Genomic DNA, 15,728 nt, shown 5'->3' on the forward strand with positions numbered 1-15,728 from the left:
TGCGCGGTTCTCCCGCGCGTTGTCCGGGCCGGGAGGGCGGTGGGGCGGCGGGGCGGTCGAGCGGCCGGCCGGGCGGGCGAGATCGCTTCCAGAACACACATTCGATTAAGGGGTACGCTGGGCCCATGACCGCGCACCACCTCCAGGGCTCCCTCTTCGACCAGGCCGACGAGCTGCGGCTCGGCCCGCTGGACGGGCTGCGCCGTACCGTGCTCGGCCTCGGCGCCTGGATCGACGTGCTGCCCGGGTGGCTGAGCGGCGCCGACGACCTGTTCGAACGGCTGGCCGCCGAGGTGCCCTGGCGCGCGGAGCGCCGCCAGATGTACGACAACGTCGTCGCCGTACCGCGCCTGCTCGCCTTCTACGGCGCGGAGGACCCGCTGCCCCACCCGGTGCTCGACGAGGCGCGCGAGGCGCTGACCGCGCGCTACGCCGAGGAGCTGGGCGAGCCCTTCACCACGGCCGGGCTGTGCTACTACCGGGACGGGCGGGACAGCGTCGCGTGGCACGGCGACCGGATCGGGCGGGGAGCCCGGGAGAACACCATGGTCGCGATCCTCTCGGTGGGTGAGCCCCGCGACCTGCTCCTGCGTCCGGCCGGGGGCGGCGGCACCACGGTCCGGCGGCCCCTCGGGCACGGCGACCTGATCGTCATGGGCGGCTCCTGCCAGCGCACCTTCGAGCACTGCGTGCCCAAGACGGCACGGGCGGCCGGGCCGAGGATCAGCATCCAGTTCCGTCCGGCCGGGGTGCGCTGAGCGGGCTCGCGCCGGCCCCGTCCCGGGGGCGTCCGGCTACCCTGGGCGCGTCGGACAGCCGTCGAGACGAGCGAGGAGTTCGATGCGGGACTACGTGCAGCGCGTCGCAGACGGCACCTACCTGGTGCACGGCACCCACACCAACTGGGTGATCCTCACCGAGGGCGACGCCGCCACCCTGATCGACACCGGCTACCCCGGCGACCGGCAGCGGCTGCTGGACTCGCTGGCCGCGGTGGGCACCTCGCCCGAGGCCCTGGCGGCGGTGCTCATCACCCACGCGCACAACGACCATCTGGGCTCCGCCGAGTACCTGCGCGGCACCTATGGCACCCCGGTGCATCTGCACGAGAGCGAAGTGCCGCACGCGCGGCGGGAGTTCCTGCACCAGGTGACCGTCGGCCGGGTGCTGCGCAACGGCTGGCGGCCGGGCGTGCTGCCGTGGGCGGTGCACGCCGTCCGCGTCGGCGGCACCGCGCACATCCCGGTCGCCGCGCCGGAGCCGTTCCCGGCGGCGGGCCCGCTCGACCTGCCGGGGCGGCCCGTGCCCGTGCACACCCCCGGCCACACCCGGGGCCACACCGTCTTCCACCTGCCGCACGCCGGGGTGGTGCTCAGTGGCGACGCGCTCGTCAGCGGCCACCCGACCTCGCGGCTGCGGGGGCCGCAGCTGCTGCCCGACATGTTCCACCACGAGCGCGCCCAGGCGCTGGCCTCGCTGGCCGTGCTGGAGCGCCTCGACGCGGACGTGATGCTGCCCGGGCACGGCCCGGTCCACCGCGGCCCCCTCGCCCAGGCCGCACGCCGGGCCCGGGAACAGGCGTAGGGCCTCCGGCCCGGGAGCCCGTGGACAGCCGGCCCCGCGGGGGCCGGACGGCCGTACGCGCGCGGGGCCGGACGGCCGCCGCGGCGCAGGGCCTAGAGTTCCGGCCATGGCCTTGCAGATCAGCGCCACCAACCCGGAGCACCCCGCGCTCCTGCTCGAACTGCCCTGGCGGACGCCGCTGGAGGAGTGGCCCGGGGAGTATCTCGTGCCGCTGCCCCGCGGCATCTCCCGGCACGTGGTGCGCTACGCCCGCGCCGGCGAGGAGGTCGTCGCGGTCAAGGAGCTGGCGGAACGCCCGGCGCTGCGCGAGTACGAGCTGCTGCGGGACCTGGACCGGCTCGGCATCCCCGCGGTGGACGCGCTCGCCGTGGTCACCGGGCGCACCGACCGGTCCGGCGAGCCCCTGGAACCGGTGCTGATCACCCGGCACCTGGGCGGCTCGATGCCGTACCGCTCGATGTTCGAGACGACCCTGCGCCCGGCCACCATGCACCGGCTGATGGACGCCCTGGCCGTGCTGCTGGTGCGGCTGCACCTGGCCGGGTTCGCCTGGGGCGACTGCTCGCTGTCCAACACCCTCTTCCGGCGCGACGCGGGGGCGTACGCCGCCTACCTGGTGGACGCCGAGACCGGCGAGCTGCACCCGCGGCTGAGCACCGGGCAGCGGGAGTACGACCTGGACCTGGCCCGGGTCAACATCAGCGGCGAACTGCTGGACCTGGAGGCCTCGGGCGCGCTGCACCCCTCGGTGGACCCGGTCGAGTTCGGCGCCGGGATCTGCGCCCGCTACCGGGGGCTGTGGGAGGAGCTGACCCGCACCTCCGTCTACCCGGCGGGCAAGTACCACTGCATAGAGCGCCGGATACGCCGGCTGAACGACCTCGGCTTCGACGTGGCCGAGATGCAGATCGAGTCCTCCTCCACCGGCGACACCGTCACCTTCGTGCCCAAGGTCGTCGACGCGGGCCACCACCAGCGGCAGCTGCTGCGGCTGACCGGCCTGGACACCGAGGAGAACCAGGCCCGCCGGCTGCTGAACGACCTGGAGAGCTGGATGGCCACTCAGGACGACGCGCCCGGCAGCCCCGGCGCGGCCCGCCCCGGGGTGCTCGCGCACCGCTGGGTGCGCGAGGTGTTCCGGCCCGCCGTGCGGGCGGTGCCGCGCGAGCTGCGCGGCACCATGGACCCGGCCGAGCTGTACCACCAGCTCCTCGAGCACCGCTGGTACCTGTCCGAGCGGGCGCAGCACGACATCGGTCTGGACACCGCCGTCCGGGACTACGTCGAGAACATCCTGCCCGGGGACCGCGAGGCCGCCGGGCCGGCCGCCGGCTGAGCACGCGCGGGAGCGGCCGGCTCCGCGCCGAGCCGGCCGCGCGGGGCGGGGCGGCGGCACGGACCGGACCGTACGGGCCCCGACCGCGTACGGGCCAGACCACACACGGGCCACACCGCACGGGACGGACCATGCACGGGACGAACCGCACGGCCCCGACCGCACACGGGCCACACCGCACGGGACGGACCATGCACGGGCCGAACCGCACGGCCCCGACCGCGCCCGGGCCACACCGCACGGCCCCGGACGGGCCACACCGCACGGGCCGGACGGGCCGGACGGGCCACACCGCACAGCCCGGACAGGCCCGCCCGCACGGGGCGGCCGGCCGCCGCGCCGGTCTCAGTTGTGCGGGACCACCGCCACCGGGCAGCCGGCGTGGTGCAGCACCCCGGCGGCGACCGATCCGATCCGCGCGCCCACCGCCGTACGGCGTGCGCGGCGCCCCACGACCAGCAGCTGCGCCCGCCCGGCCGCGGCCAGCAGTACCTGGCCCGCGCTGCCCATCTCCACGTGCTCGACGACGGGCACGTCCGGGAAGCGCTCCCGCCACGGCTGGAGCGCCGCCTCCAGGCCCTTGCGCTCGTACGGCTCCAGACCGCCGGCCTCGTCCAGCAGCTTGAGGGAGGCGGGGCTGTAGGCGAACACCGGCGGCAGTGTCCAGGCGCGCACCGCCCGGACGGTCGCGCCGCGGGCGGCGGCGGTCTCGAACGCGAAGCCCAGGGCCTCGGCGCTGTCCTCGGGGGCGCCGTGCTGGCCGACGACGACCTCCCGGCCCCCGGCCTCCGCGGCGGCCTCGTCGCCGGACCGGACCAGGACCACCGGCCGCCGGGCCTCCGCGATCACCTGCTGGCCGACGGAGCCGACCAGGAATCCGACGAGGGGGCCCTGTCCGCGCGAGCCCAGCACGAGCATCTCCGCGCCGTCCGCGGCGGCCACCAGCGCCTCCACGGCCGCCTCCTCGACCACGTCGGTGGTCACCGGCAGGCCGGGATGGCGTTCGGTGACGGTGCGGACGGCCGCGGCCACCGCGTCGCGCGCCCACTGCAGCTGTGTGTCCCGGTCGCCCACGTCGAACGCGTCGTGCACCTCCGGGCGCCAGGCGTGCACCACGCGCAGCGGCAGCCCGCGGCGCACCGCCTCCCGCCCCGCCCACGCGAGCGCCGCGAGGCTCTCCTCCGATCCGTCCACCCCTGCCGTGATCGGGCGCGTCATGCCGTCTGCCTCCCAGGTTGGCGATCCCGTCCGTGGGCCCAGTCTCCCCCACGCGTTGCCCGTGATCCTCCCGGTACGCCCACGAGTTCTCCCGGTACGCCCACGAGTTCGGCGTGCCGGGCTCCCGGCGGGCGCGGTGCCCGCGGGCTCCGGTGCTTTCCCGAGCGAACCGCGGCGATCGAACATACGATGGCCGGAACCGGCGTGGTGACGACGGGGGTGCGCCGGCCGCCGATCCGACCGTTCGGGGTGGGAGACACATGGCACAGGCCGCGGAGCCGGCGCGGACCGTCATTCTGACCGTGGACGACGATCCGGGGGTCTCCCGCGCCGTCGCCCGCGACCTGCGGCGCCGTTACGGCCGGTCGTACCGGGTCGTGCGCGCCGAGTCCGGCGAGTCCGCCCTAGAGGCGCTGCGCGAGCTGAAACTGCGCGGCGATCTCGTCGCGGTCGTCCTGGCCGACTACCGCATGCCCGGGATGAACGGCATCGAGTTCCTGGAGCAGGCCCTGGACGTGTACCCGGGCGCGCGGCGGGTGCTGCTGACGGCGTACGCGGACACGGGCGCGGCGATCGACGCGATCAACGTGGTGGACCTCGACCACTACCTCCTCAAGCCCTGGGACCCGCCGGAGGAGAAGCTCTACCCGGTCCTGGACGACCTGCTGGAGGCGTGGCGGCACAGCGACTACCGCCCGGTCCCGAGCACCAAGGTGGTGGGCCACCGCTGGTCGGCGCGGTCCTCGGAGGTCCGCGAGTTCCTGGCCCGCAACCAGGTCCCCTACCGCTGGTACTCCTCCGACGAGCCGGAGGGGCGGCGGCTGCTGCAGGCGGCCGGGCAGGACGGCCGGCGGCTGCCGCTGGTGGTCACCCCGGACGGCACGCCGCTGGCCGAGCCGGAGCCCGCCGAGCTGGCCGCCCGCGTGGGCCTGGCGACGACTCCGGCCGCCGACTTCTACGACCTGGTGGTGATCGGCGGCGGCCCGGCGGGGCTCGGCGCGGCCGTGTACGGGGCCTCGGAGGGGCTGCGGACGGTGCTGGTGGAGCGTTCGGCGACCGGCGGCCAGGCCGGGCAGAGCTCGCGGATCGAGAACTACCTCGGGTTCCCGGACGGTGTCTCGGGGGCCCAGCTGACCGGCCGGGCGCGGCGCCAGGCGGCGAAGTTCGGCGCGGAGATCCTCACCGCGCGCGAGGTGACCGCCCTGGAGGTCAACGGCGCGGCCCGCACCGTGCGGTTCTCCGACGGCTCGGCGGTCGCGGCGCACAGCGTGATCCTGGCGACGGGGGTGTCCTACCGGCAGCTGGAGGCGCCCGGCGCGCGGGACCTCACCGGCTGCGGGGTGTTCTACGGTTCGGCGCTGACCGAGGCGCCCTCGTGTCTGGGGCAGGACGTGTACATCGTCGGCGGCGCCAACTCCGCGGGGCAGGCGGCGATGTACCTGTCCAGGGGCGCGAAGTCGGTCACCCTGCTGGTGCGCGGGCCGTCCCTGTCGGCGTCGATGTCGTACTACCTGATCCAGCAGATCGAGGAGGCGCCCAACATCGTGGTGCGCACCGGCACCGTGGTGGAGGCCACGCACGGCTCACAGCACCTGGAGCAGCTCACCCTGCGCGACACGGTGACGGGCGGGGCCGAACGCGTCGACGCGCAGTGGATGTTCGTGTTCATCGGGGCGGCGCCGCTGACGGACTGGCTGGACGGCACGGTGCTGCGCGACGAGCGCGGGTTCATCCTGGCCGGTCCCGACCTGAGCGCCGACGGGCGGCCGCCCGCGGGCTGGGAGCTGGACCGGCCGCCGTACCACCTGGAGACCAACGTCCCCGGGGTGTTCGTGGCCGGTGACGCCCGCGCGGCCTCCGCCAAGCGGGTCGCCTCCGCCGTCGGAGAGGGAGCCATGGCCGTGATGCTGGTCCACCGGTACCTGGAGCAGTCGTGAGCGGGCGGCCGCTGCCGTGCGAAGTGCGGGAGATCGGCTCGCTGTTCCTGTTCGAGAAGCTGTCCCCGGAGCAGCTGGCCCGGCTGTGCCGCGAGGGGCGGGTGGAGAGCTTCGAGGCGGGCCCCGTCTACACCGAGGGCGAGCCGGCCACCTGCTTCTACGTCATGCTGGAGGGCACGGTGGCGGTGTTCCGCCGGGTCGGCGGCGAGGACGTGGAGGTCAGCCGCACCTCGCAGCGCGGGGTGTACGCGGGCGCCATGCAGGCCTACATCGGCGACCGGGTGCGGCAGGTCTACACCAACTCCGTGCGCGCGACCGCGCCGACGCGTTTCTTCGTGCTGCCCGCCGACACCTTCGCGAGCATCATGCGCGAGTGGTTCCCGATGGCCGTGCACCTGCTGGAAGGTCTGTTCTTCGGGGCGAAGAACACCCAGGCGGTCGTCGGCCAGCGGGAGCGGCTGCTCGCGCTGGGCTCGCTGTCGGCCGCGCTCACGCACGAGCTGAACAATCCCGCCGCGGCGGCGGTGCGGGCGACGGCCACGCTGCGCGAGCGGGTGGCGAAGATGCGGCGCAAGCTCGCCCTGATCGCCGAGAGCCCGTTCTCGGCGGAGCAGCTGGCGAGCCTGATCGACATCCAGGACCGCACCGCCGAGCGGGTCGCCAAGGCCCCGGTGCTGAGCCCGCTGGAGGCGGCCGACCGGGAGGACGTCCTCACCGACTGGCTGGAGGACCACGGCATCGACTCCGGCTACCAGCTCGCGCCGGCCTTCGTCCAGGCCGGGCTCGACGCCGACTGGCTGGAGCAGGTGGCCGCCGCCGTGGGCGAGGAGATCCTGCCGAACGCCGTGGGCTGGCTCAACTACACGGTGGAGACCGAGCTGCTCATGGACGAGATCGCCGACTCCGCCACCCGTATCTCCCAGCTGGTGGACGCCGCCAAGCAGTACTCGCAGCTGGACCGCGCCCCCTACCAGGTCACCGACGTCCACGAACTCCTCGACAGCACGCTGATGATGCTGTCGGCCAAGATCGGTCCGGAGATCAGGGTGGTGAAGGAGTACGACCGGACGCTGCCGAGGATCCCCTCCTACCCGGCCGAGCTCAACCAGGTGTGGACCAACCTGATCGACAACGCGGTCGCGGCCATGCGGGGCGCCGGCGGCGAGGGCACCCTGACGGTGCGCACGGCCCGGCACGACGAGCGGCTGCTGGTGGAGTTCCGCGACACCGGGCCGGGCGTGCCGCCCGCGATCCGCGACCGCATCTTCGACCCGTTCTTCACCACGAAGCCGGTCGGCCAGGGCACCGGGCTGGGACTGGACATCTCCTGGCGGATCGTCGTCAACAAGCACCACGGCGCCCTGCGCGTGGAGTCGGTGCCGGGCGACACCCGCTTCCAGGTCCTGCTGCCGCTGACCGCCCAGGAATCCGGCGGCGCGCCGGCCGGCACCCTGGCCGGCGGCGTTCCGCTCACCCCGTCCGAGGAGCCGGCATGACCAGTGACATGGGAATCGACCCCAGCGTCCCGCCGAGCGGGAGCGGCTGCGCGGAATGCGACGCGGCCGGCGGCTGGTGGTTCCACCTGCGGCGGTGCGCGACCTGCGGCCACGTCGGCTGCTGCGACGACTCCCCCGCCAAGCACGCCACGGCGCACTACCGGGCCACCGGGCATCCGGTGATCCGCAGCTACGAGCCGGGCGAGGACTGGTTCTGGAACTACGAGACCGAGGAGCTGTACGCGTCCGGTCCCGAGCTGGCTCCGCCCGCCGCCCACCCCGAGGACCAGCCCGCCCCCGGCCCGGCCGGGCGGGTTCCGGCGAACTGGGCGGACACCCTGCGCTGAACCGCCGGTCCGCGCGGGAGAGGCCGGACCTCCGCGCCGCGCGGGAGGCCGACCTTCCGGTCCGCGCGGGAGACCGGACCCCGCGCCGCGCACGAGGATGCCCCGCCGGAGCGGGGCATCCCCTCACCCTGGGGAGCGGGCCGCCGTCAGCGGCGGGCCGCCGGGGTGTTCTTGGCGGTGACGTTGACCGCGGCCCAGGCCCGGTCCACCGTCTTGTACGCGGTGCTGCTCGCGCCGTACAGGTCCTTGGCCGCCTTCAGCGTCGCGACGCGCGCGTCGTGGAAGTCGGTGGTGGAGACCATGTAGCGGGTCAGGGCGCGGTAGAAGATCGCCGTGGCCTTGGCCCGGCCGATGCCCTTGACCGACAGGTTGTGGTACGTCGGCGAGTTGTAGGCGACGCCGCCGATCGTCTTCTTGCCGCTGCCCTCGGCGAGCAGGTAGTACGCGTGCGAGGAGACGCCGGAGCCGGCGTGGACCTCGGTGAAGTACGTGCTGGACGACCAGTAGTCGATCGTGCCCTCGAGCTTGTCGAGCGAGGGGCGGTCGAGGCGGCGCAGGAACTTCTGCGACAGGCCGAGCTTCTCGCCGATGAGGTAGTTCGGCGGGTTCTTCTTGTTGTTGGTGAAGAACTCGACGTTGGAGCCGAAGATGTCGGCCAGCGACTCGTTCAGCGAGCCCGGCTCGCCGTACTGGTTGCCGTCGGAGTCCACGTAGGTGGGCTCGAGCCGCGCGGTCGCCTCGACGACCCCGTGGGTCAGCTCGTGCCCCGTGACGTCCAGGGCGACCAGCGGCTTCTTGAACACCTTGCCGTCGCCGTCGCCGTACAGCATGCAGGTGCACGCCGGGTCCCAGAACGCGTTCGCGATCTTGTTACCGAAGTGCACCATGGCCTGGGCACCCTTGGAGTTGTTCCTGATCCCCTTGCGCCCGAAGGTCTTCTTGTAGAAGTCCAGGGTCTTGGTGATGCCGTACTGGGCGTCCACGGCGGCGCTGTTGCGGCTGGTGACCTTGCCGTTGCCCCACTTGTTGGTGGAGCTGGTGATCTTCGTGCCCTTGGCGAAGTTCTCCTGCAGCTTGTTCTTGGCGTCCCGCGTCTCGGTGCCGTAGCGGGTCGGGTCCTTGAGCTGGAAGGAGGTGCGGGCGGTCTGGGTGGTGGTCAGCGAGACCGTGCCCAGGAACAGCGATGAGCCGGAGCCGGTGGCGGTCCGCGGGTAGGCGGCCGCCGCGGCGGGGGTCTTCGCGGCGAGGCCGGAGGGCAGCGGGGCGTCGCCGGTGGCCGGGTTCAGGGTCTCGCCGCGCTCGCGCAGGGCCGCCAGCAGCTTGGGCGAGAGGAACTCGTCGCTGTCGGGGGTGTTGCTGCGCACCTTGCCGGTGACGGCGTCGACGACGACCGTGCGGGAGCCGGCCGCCTCGGTGGTGGCGCTGCCGGTGACCCGCACCTGGTAGGCGAGGGCGGAGGCGCCGGCCCGGGCGTCCACCACCAGCCGGGCGGCGCCCGCGTCGCCCTTGGCGGCGGAGGCGGCCCTGGCCGCCGCCTGAGCGGGCGTCAGCTTCGGGGTGGTGGTGGAGGGTGCGACGGTGTGGTCGGCGGCCCGGGTGACGCCCGTGTAGGCGAGCGCGTGGTCGAGGTGGACGACGAGGTCGCCGCCGAGGACGGGCATGCCCTGGTGGGTGCGTATGAACCGGACGTGCCGCGCGCCCTCGGGGTCGAGCATCACGTCCTGCGCCCGCAGTTCGTCCCCGCGGGTGACGCCGGTGGCCGAGGCGTGGGCGAAGGCGGCGGCCCGGGCGGATGCCACGACGTGCGCCGAGGCGGCGGCGGAGGCCGCCGTCACGCTCGCCGGCCCCGTGTCGGGCGCGGCCAGCGCGGTGCCGGCCAGGCCCGTGGCGGCCGTGGTCACCGCGACGGCGACGGCCACACTGCGTATGTGGGGTCTGTGCACTCTTGACGGATCCTTCGTTCGGAAAGCGGCCGGCACGCCAACCGCCCCTCAACATGGCCCAGTTGGGCCACGGGGGCTGGTCGGGCCCCGGTATCGAACCCTTATGGATCAGTCATGGGCATGTAAAGCGCGAATGACTCATTCCGCGCAGTCCATGGCAATCCTTTGCCAATCCACCCCACTCAGTGATCGGCGGATGACCAACTGTGTGTCGTCCCGGGAGATGTGACGCGATGAGAGAAGGTTGCGTTGCCCTGATGTGACCGATCTCGCACGGACGAGGCGGGGAGAAGACGGGAGAGGGATCGTATGGCCTCACGAACGGTGTGCAGCGGTGCGGTGCTGGGATCGCTGGTGCTGGCCCTGGCGGCGGGGCCGGCACACGCGGCGCCGCCCCGGCCGGCCGCCGCGGCGCCCGCCGCGCTGCCCGCCCCGGACACCGCGGCCCTCGGCCGGCTGCTGCGCACGGCGCTCTCCCAGGGCGCGCCGGGCGCCATGGCGCGGATCGACGACCACCGCACCTCCTACGACGACCACGCCACGGTCCACAAGGCCACCGAGGGCGTCGCCGACCGCGTCACCGGGGAGGCGATGGACACCGCCGACCGGTTCCGCATCGGCAGCGTCACCAAGACCTTCTCCGCGGTCGTGCTGCTGCAACTGGCCGCCGAGGGGAAGGTGAAGCTGGACACCGCCGTCAACCACTACCTGCCGGGCCTGCTGCCCGACGACCGGATCACGGTGCGTCACGTGCTCGGCCACCGCAGCGGGCTGTACGACTACAGCTACGACATGTTCGCCGCGACGGTCCCCGGCTTCGAGGCCGTGCGCACCAAGGTCTTCACCTACCGTCAGCTCGTGACCCGCGCCCTGAAGCACCCGCTCACCCACGCCCCGGGCGCCGCCTACGCCTACTCCAACACCAACTTCGTGGTCGCCGGGATGCTCATCGAGAAGCTGACGGGCCACGCGGTGCGCACCGAGTACCAGAACCGCATCATCGGACCCCTGAAGCTGACCGACACCTTCTACGTCCACCCGGCCACGGCGATCCCCGGCCGGCACACCCGCGGCTATCTCACCCCGGACGAGGCCGGCACCCCCCTGGTGGACGCCACCGACCAGACCGCGTCCTGGGCGCAGAGCGCGGGCGCCCTCATCTCCTCCACCCGCGACCTGAACACCTTCCTGTCCGCGCTGCTCGGCGGCGGACTGCTGCCGGCGGCGCAACTGGCGCAGATGGAGCGCTGGATGCCGGCGGGCACGGGCCAGGCCTACGGCCTCGGACTGCGCCGCCGGGACCTGTCGTGCGGGATCTCGGTCTACGGCCACACGGGCGCCGTGCAGGGCTTCTACACCTACGCGTTCACCAGCAAGGACGGCCGGCGCAGCCTGAGCGCCCTGGCCAACACCTCCAACAACGGCGCGGTGCACCAGACCATGCTGCGCACCCTGGAGTCGGCGTTCTGCGGCAAGCAGACCAAGCTGCGCGGCACGCTCACGCGGCTGCGCCCGGCCGCACGGACGGACGACCTGGCCGAGTGACGGACGACCTGGCCGAGTGACCCGCCCGGCGAACCCGCCGGAACCGCCGGCGCGCCGGCCCCGGGCCGCGCCGCGTCCGCCCCGCTCCACCCCGGTCCGGTCCGGTCCGCTCCACCCCGGTCCGGTCCGGCCCGGTCCGGCCCGTCCGCCCCGATCGAACCCACAAGTCCCTTTCAAAGCAACGGAGTTGACCCCTCTCCCCGGAGGGTGATCTACGTCGCACGGGCAACCCGTGCCCTACTCGGCGCGTCTTGACGGACAACAGCCGACCGCGCCCCGGTCCGCACGGACCGGGGCCGGTTTCCGACGCGCTATACACGCCATGTATACACGGCGCGTATAGATGTGCAGAGAAAGGCACGCATGTACGGCAAGGCATTCGCCCCCGAGTACCAGGGCGCCCTCACCTCCCTGTCCGTGAACTCCTCCCTCACCGACGTCCTGGCCGCCGGCCGGGAGCAGCTGGCCGCGGCCGAACGGGCCGGGCGGCGGGACGAGGCGGCCCGGTCCGGGCTCGCGGTCGCCGAGGCGCACCGGCGGCTCGGCCAGGTGCGGGAGGCGGACCGCGCCTGGAAGGCCAGTTACCGCGCCGCCCGGGAGGCCGGGGACACCGCCGCGATGGCCTGGGCGCTGTGGAGCGGGGGCACGCTGGCCCGGCAGCGCGGGGCGTTCCGGCTGGCCTGGCGGCTGCTCGGGCTCGCGGCCGAACTCGGCGAGCGCGGCGGGGACGTCGTGGTCCGCGGCTACTCGCTGGCGGGCCTCGCCGAGACCGGCCGCATCCAGGGCGACTACGAGGCGGTGGGCCGGCTGCACGAGCAGCTGCTCGCCGAGGCCCGGCGGCGCGGCGAGGCGCGGCACACCGTGTGGGCGCTGGAGGGCATCGCGCAGATGCACCGCAACACCGGCTCCTACGACACGGCGTACGCGATGTTCGAGGAGGCGGCCGGGATAGCCGCGCGCGCCGACGACCGGCGCGGCCACGCCTGGGCGCTGCGCGGGCTGGCCGACATCGTCTCGGTGCGCGACGGCGACTGCGAGGGCGCGCTGGCGCTGCTGTCCGAGGCGGAGGACGGCTGCCGCGCGATGAAGCTGGCCGGCGCGCTCGCCTACAACCACAAGATGCGCGGCAACGTCCTCTACCGCGCCGGACGGTACGCCGAGGCGCGGCGCACCTACGAGCGGGCGCTGGAGGAGTTCCGCGCGATCGGCGAGCCGCGCGGCGAGGCCCTGTCGCGGCTCGGCCTCGCCAAGTCCCTGGCCCGGCTGGGCCAGGACCCCGCCCGCACCGCGGCCGAACTCGCCGACCTGGCTCGCACGATGGACCGCATCGGACTGCGGCACGCCGGTGCGTTGGTGCGGCGGGCCCAGGAGGAGTTCGGCCTCGCGGGGCCGGCGGCCGGCCCCGCGGGCGCACCGCGCCCGGACGACGCCCGCACGCCGTCGCGCATCGCCGGGGAGGCCGGCCGATGAGCACGGCGCAGCCGGTCGTGCCGGTGGTGGGCGGGATGCCGGACGTGCTCGATCGGTGCCGGGAGCTGGTGCGGCCCGCCCTCGTGGAGGCCGTGCGGCGGCTGCATCCGTGGGTGGGTGAGATGGCCGCGTACGCCTTCGGCTGGTGCGAGGCCGGCGGGGCTCCCGCGGCCGCACCGGGCGGCAAGGGCGTGCGGCAGGCGCTCGCGGTGCTCGGCGCGGAGGCGGCCGGGGCTCCCGGACGGGCCGGGGTGGCCGCGGCCGTCGCGGTGGAGCTGGTGCACACCTTCTCCCTGCTGCACGACGACATCATGGACGGCGACGCGACCCGGCGCGGCCGCCCGGCCGTGTGGAAGGAGTACGGCACCGGTCCGGCCGTCCTGGCCGGCGACGCCCTGTTCGCGCTCGCCGTGGAGACCCTCGCCCGCACCCCGGGCGGCCCCGCCGTCGTGCGCCGGCTGTCCGCGACCCTCGTGGACCTGCTGCGCGGACAGGCCGACGACCTGCTGTTCGCCACCCGCCCCTGGCGGGGGCCGGAACGGGTACGGCCGCCGGAGTACCGGGTGATGGCCGAGCACAAGACCGGCGCCCTGCTGGGCTGCGCCGCGGCGCTGGGCGCCGCACTCGGCGGCGCCACCCCGGCGACGGCCGACGCGCTGGACCGCTTCGGGCGGCATCTGGGGGTGGCCTTCCAGCTGGTGGACGACGTCCTCGGGCTGTGGGGCGACCCGGCCGTCACGGGCAAGCCCGTCCACGCCGATCTGCGCGAGCGCAAGAAGACGTTCCCGGTGCTCGCCGCGCTCGACGCCCCGCACCCGGCCGCATCCCGCCTCGCCGCCCTGCTGGAGTCGGACGGGGATCCGGCGGAGGCGGCCGCACTGGCCGAGGCGGCCGGCGGCCGGGCGGCGGCGCTGGCCGAGGCCCGCCGGCACGTCGCGGCGGCCGGGGCCGCGCTCAGCGGCGTACCGCTGGACGCCGGTGCCTGTGCCGGGCTGCGCGCGCTGCCTGCCTTCCTGCTCGCCCGCGATCTCTGAGAACGGTTGACCCGCGCCGCCCCACGGAGTGAGGGTCGAGGCGGCGCGGACCCCCACCCCCGCGCCGGGAGGGTGAACGGCCTTGATCGGCATCTCGGACATCGAAACCGCGGCCGGGCGGATCGCCGGCCACGTCGTGCGCACCCCCACGGTGCCCAGTCCCGGCCTGTCCGAGCTGCTCGGCGTCCCGGTCACGGCGAAGCTGGAACTCCTCCAGCGCACCGGGTCGTTCAAGGCGCGCGGGGCGACGGCGAAGCTGCTGTCGCTCGGGGAGGCCGAACGTGCGGCGGGCGTGGTCGCGGTCAGCGGCGGGAACCACGGCATCGCGCTGGCGGTGATGGCGGCGGCACTGCAGGTGAAGGCCACGGTGGTGATGCCGCGGTCGGCGCCCGCGCGCTCCATCGCGCTCGCGGAGGGGACCGGGGCGCAGGTGCGGCTGACCGACGGCATGGACGAGGCGTTCGCGACGGCCACCCGGCTGCGGGACGAGGGGCTCACCCTGGTCCATCCCTTCGACGACCCGGTCGTCGTCGCCGGTCAGGGCACCGTCGGCCTGGAACTCGCGCGGGACGCCGGTGAGCTGACGGACGTGCTCGTCAGCATCGGGGGCGGCGGGCTGATCTCCGGGGTCGCCGCCGCCCTGCGCGCGCTGCGGCCCGGGGTGCGGATCTGGGGCGTGGAGACGGAGGGCGCCGAGGCCATGTCGCGGGCGCTGGCGGCGGGCGGTCCGGTGCCGGTGCCGCTCACCTCGATCGTGACCACGCTGAGCGCGCCGGCGGTCTCGCGGCTGACGTACGAGCATGTCCGCGCGCTGGTCGAGGAGGTGCTCGTGGTGTCCGACCGGGAGGCGGTGCGGGGCTGCCTGGAACTGGCCGAGCACGCCAAGGTGTGGACCGAGCCGGCGGCGGGCTGCCTGCTGCCGGCCGCCCGGCGGGTACGGGAGCGGGTGGGCGCGGACGCCCGCCTCGGTCTGGTGGTGTGCGGAGGCAACGCCGCTCCGGCCGACATCATGGCGTGGGCGGACGGCTTCGGACTCCGCTGAGCCGCAGCCACGCCGCGGCGGTCCGCCCGACGGGCCCGGGCGGCCCCCGCGGGCGGCGGTCCCGGGCGTCGCCCCCGGGCGGCGGCCGCGGACGGCGGCCCGGGCAACGCCTCCTGCGCGGCGGTCCGGACGCGCACCCAGCCGTGGTCCGGGGTGCGCGTCCGAACGGTACGCCGGACAGCGGGGCGACGCCTCGCACACGGGGGCACGGCGGCCCGCGCTTCCGGAGGGCTCCCCGGGGCGGCGGCGCGGCATGCACCCCGGACGGGCGACCCCGGACGGGCGCCCCCTGGACCGGCGCGCCCGGCGGGCCCCGGTGACGCTCCGGGCCCTGGACCGGGTGGCTGCCCGGGCCGCGGCCCGGGGGTGGACCGGTCCGCGGCCCGTGGGTTGACCGGTGCCGGTGGGGCGGCCGGGTCGCGGGGGGCAGGCCGGTCCGGGCCGGCGGTCGAAAGGCGTCAGGCGGTGTGAATTCGGCCGTCGAGCCGGTTTACCGATGGTTACCACAGGTCGGCGACCCGCCATTCGCCGGGAAATGCCGCGCGGAATTCCCGTGGATCACTCCGTTCCAGCGCAAACGAACCTTTCCGTTCTCCGTTCGGTCACCGGCGGGCACCTTCCGTACGGCACGTCGGCGCACTTCCGCGCCGGTTCGGCCGCCCCGGCCGGCCCCGGGACGACATCTGGACGGATTTCATCGCACATCCGCTCGGCGGCGACTGAATAAAAGGCAGGAACAGTCGCCGGGTTGCGGTTCCTTTGAACGGACCCGGTCT

Annotated in this window: 12 protein-coding genes; 10 read left to right on the forward strand and 2 right to left on the reverse strand. The window is 74.7% G+C overall.

The features are described 5' to 3' along the window. Positions 1-125 precede the first annotated feature (125 nt). The 3 genes from ACI2LW_RS25480 (at position 126) to ACI2LW_RS25490 (ending at position 2,920) form a co-directional block, all read left to right on the forward strand. Positions 126-758 carry an alpha-ketoglutarate-dependent dioxygenase AlkB gene (locus ACI2LW_RS25480; RefSeq protein WP_404733524.1) on the forward strand — a complete coding sequence of 211 codons (633 nt, stop codon included), beginning with the start codon at positions 126-128 and terminating at the stop codon, positions 756-758. Between the two features lie 82 nt (positions 759-840). Then, positions 841-1,584: an MBL fold metallo-hydrolase gene (locus tag ACI2LW_RS25485; RefSeq protein WP_404733525.1), complete on the forward strand. Its 744-nt coding sequence runs from the start codon at positions 841-843 to the stop codon at positions 1,582-1,584. Between the two features lie 106 nt (positions 1,585-1,690). After that, a complete protein-coding gene (locus ACI2LW_RS25490; RefSeq protein ID WP_404733526.1) occupies positions 1,691-2,920 on the forward strand; it encodes a DUF4032 domain-containing protein in 1,230 nt (409 codons plus the stop codon). A gap of 345 nt (positions 2,921-3,265) precedes the next feature. Here the strand turns inward: ACI2LW_RS25490 and ACI2LW_RS25495 are convergent, their stop codons facing one another. Beyond that, the gene (locus ACI2LW_RS25495) at positions 3,266-4,138 is read right to left on the reverse strand and encodes a universal stress protein (protein ID WP_404733527.1); all 873 of its coding nucleotides are present in this window, start codon (positions 4,136-4,138) and stop codon (positions 3,266-3,268) included. A gap of 260 nt (positions 4,139-4,398) precedes the next feature. Here ACI2LW_RS25495 and ACI2LW_RS25500 point away from each other — a divergent pair, with 260 nt between their 5' ends. Genes ACI2LW_RS25500 through ACI2LW_RS25510 form a run of 3 tightly spaced genes read left to right on the forward strand, consistent with a single transcriptional unit; the run spans position 4,399 to position 7,918 of the window. Continuing rightward, complete coding sequence (locus ACI2LW_RS25500) at positions 4,399-6,075, forward strand: FAD-dependent oxidoreductase (RefSeq protein ID WP_404733528.1); 1,677 nt, start codon at positions 4,399-4,401, stop codon at positions 6,073-6,075. Then, positions 6,072-7,571 (forward strand): ATP-binding protein, encoded by a 1,500-nt coding sequence (locus ACI2LW_RS25505; protein ID WP_404733529.1) that lies wholly within the window; start codon positions 6,072-6,074, stop codon positions 7,569-7,571. Before ACI2LW_RS25500 ends, ACI2LW_RS25505 begins: the two co-directional genes overlap by 4 nt. Beyond that, on the forward strand, positions 7,568-7,918 hold the full coding sequence (locus ACI2LW_RS25510; RefSeq protein WP_404733530.1) for a UBP-type zinc finger domain-containing protein: 351 nt from the start codon (positions 7,568-7,570) through the stop codon (positions 7,916-7,918). Before ACI2LW_RS25505 ends, ACI2LW_RS25510 begins: the two co-directional genes overlap by 4 nt. 146 nt (positions 7,919-8,064) lie before the next feature. Here ACI2LW_RS25510 and ACI2LW_RS25515 read toward each other — a convergent pair whose 3' ends face one another. After that, entirely contained in the window at positions 8,065-9,861 is a 1,797-nt protein-coding gene (locus ACI2LW_RS25515; protein WP_404733531.1) for a M4 family metallopeptidase, read from the reverse strand. 309 nt (positions 9,862-10,170) lie between these two features. Between ACI2LW_RS25515 and ACI2LW_RS25520 the strand changes: the two genes are divergently transcribed. From ACI2LW_RS25520 to ACI2LW_RS25535, 4 genes are all read left to right on the forward strand, one after another. Further along, entirely contained in the window at positions 10,171-11,406 is a 1,236-nt protein-coding gene (locus ACI2LW_RS25520; RefSeq protein WP_404733532.1) for a serine hydrolase domain-containing protein, read from the forward strand. A 363-nt stretch (positions 11,407-11,769) separates the two neighbouring features. Beyond that, positions 11,770-12,876, forward strand: coding sequence for a tetratricopeptide repeat protein (locus ACI2LW_RS25525; protein WP_404733533.1), 1,107 nt, complete (start codon positions 11,770-11,772; stop codon positions 12,874-12,876). Next, positions 12,873-13,910: a polyprenyl synthetase family protein gene (locus tag ACI2LW_RS25530; protein WP_404733534.1), complete on the forward strand. Its 1,038-nt coding sequence runs from the start codon at positions 12,873-12,875 to the stop codon at positions 13,908-13,910. Before ACI2LW_RS25525 ends, ACI2LW_RS25530 begins: the two co-directional genes overlap by 4 nt. An 82-nt stretch (positions 13,911-13,992) precedes the next feature. After that, on the forward strand, positions 13,993-14,952 hold the full coding sequence (locus ACI2LW_RS25535) for a threonine/serine dehydratase (protein WP_404733535.1): 960 nt from the start codon (positions 13,993-13,995) through the stop codon (positions 14,950-14,952). Positions 14,953-15,728: the final 776 nt, after the last annotated feature.

This window comes from Streptomyces sp. NPDC004065, assembly GCF_044903565.1.
Taxonomy (GTDB): Bacteria; Actinomycetota; Actinomycetes; order Streptomycetales; family Streptomycetaceae; genus Streptomyces.

Bases quoted from the DNA above. Each gene is read 5' to 3' on its own strand.
- ACI2LW_RS25480 (WP_404733524.1), top strand. From the start codon at position 126: ATGACCGCGCACCACCTCCAGGGCTCCCTCTTCGACCAGGCCGACGAG.
- ACI2LW_RS25485 (WP_404733525.1), top strand. From the start codon at position 841: ATGCGGGACTACGTGCAGCGCGTCGCAGACGGCACCTACCTGGTGCAC.
- ACI2LW_RS25490 (WP_404733526.1), top strand. From the start codon at position 1,691: ATGGCCTTGCAGATCAGCGCCACCAACCCGGAGCACCCCGCGCTCCTG.
- ACI2LW_RS25495 (WP_404733527.1), bottom strand. From the start codon at position 4,138: ATGACGCGCCCGATCACGGCAGGGGTGGACGGATCGGAGGAGAGCCTC.
- ACI2LW_RS25500 (WP_404733528.1), top strand. From the start codon at position 4,399: ATGGCACAGGCCGCGGAGCCGGCGCGGACCGTCATTCTGACCGTGGAC.
- ACI2LW_RS25510 (WP_404733530.1), top strand. From the start codon at position 7,568: ATGACCAGTGACATGGGAATCGACCCCAGCGTCCCGCCGAGCGGGAGC.
- ACI2LW_RS25520 (WP_404733532.1), top strand. From the start codon at position 10,171: ATGGCCTCACGAACGGTGTGCAGCGGTGCGGTGCTGGGATCGCTGGTG.
- ACI2LW_RS25525 (WP_404733533.1), top strand. From the start codon at position 11,770: ATGTACGGCAAGGCATTCGCCCCCGAGTACCAGGGCGCCCTCACCTCC.
- ACI2LW_RS25530 (WP_404733534.1), top strand. From the start codon at position 12,873: ATGAGCACGGCGCAGCCGGTCGTGCCGGTGGTGGGCGGGATGCCGGAC.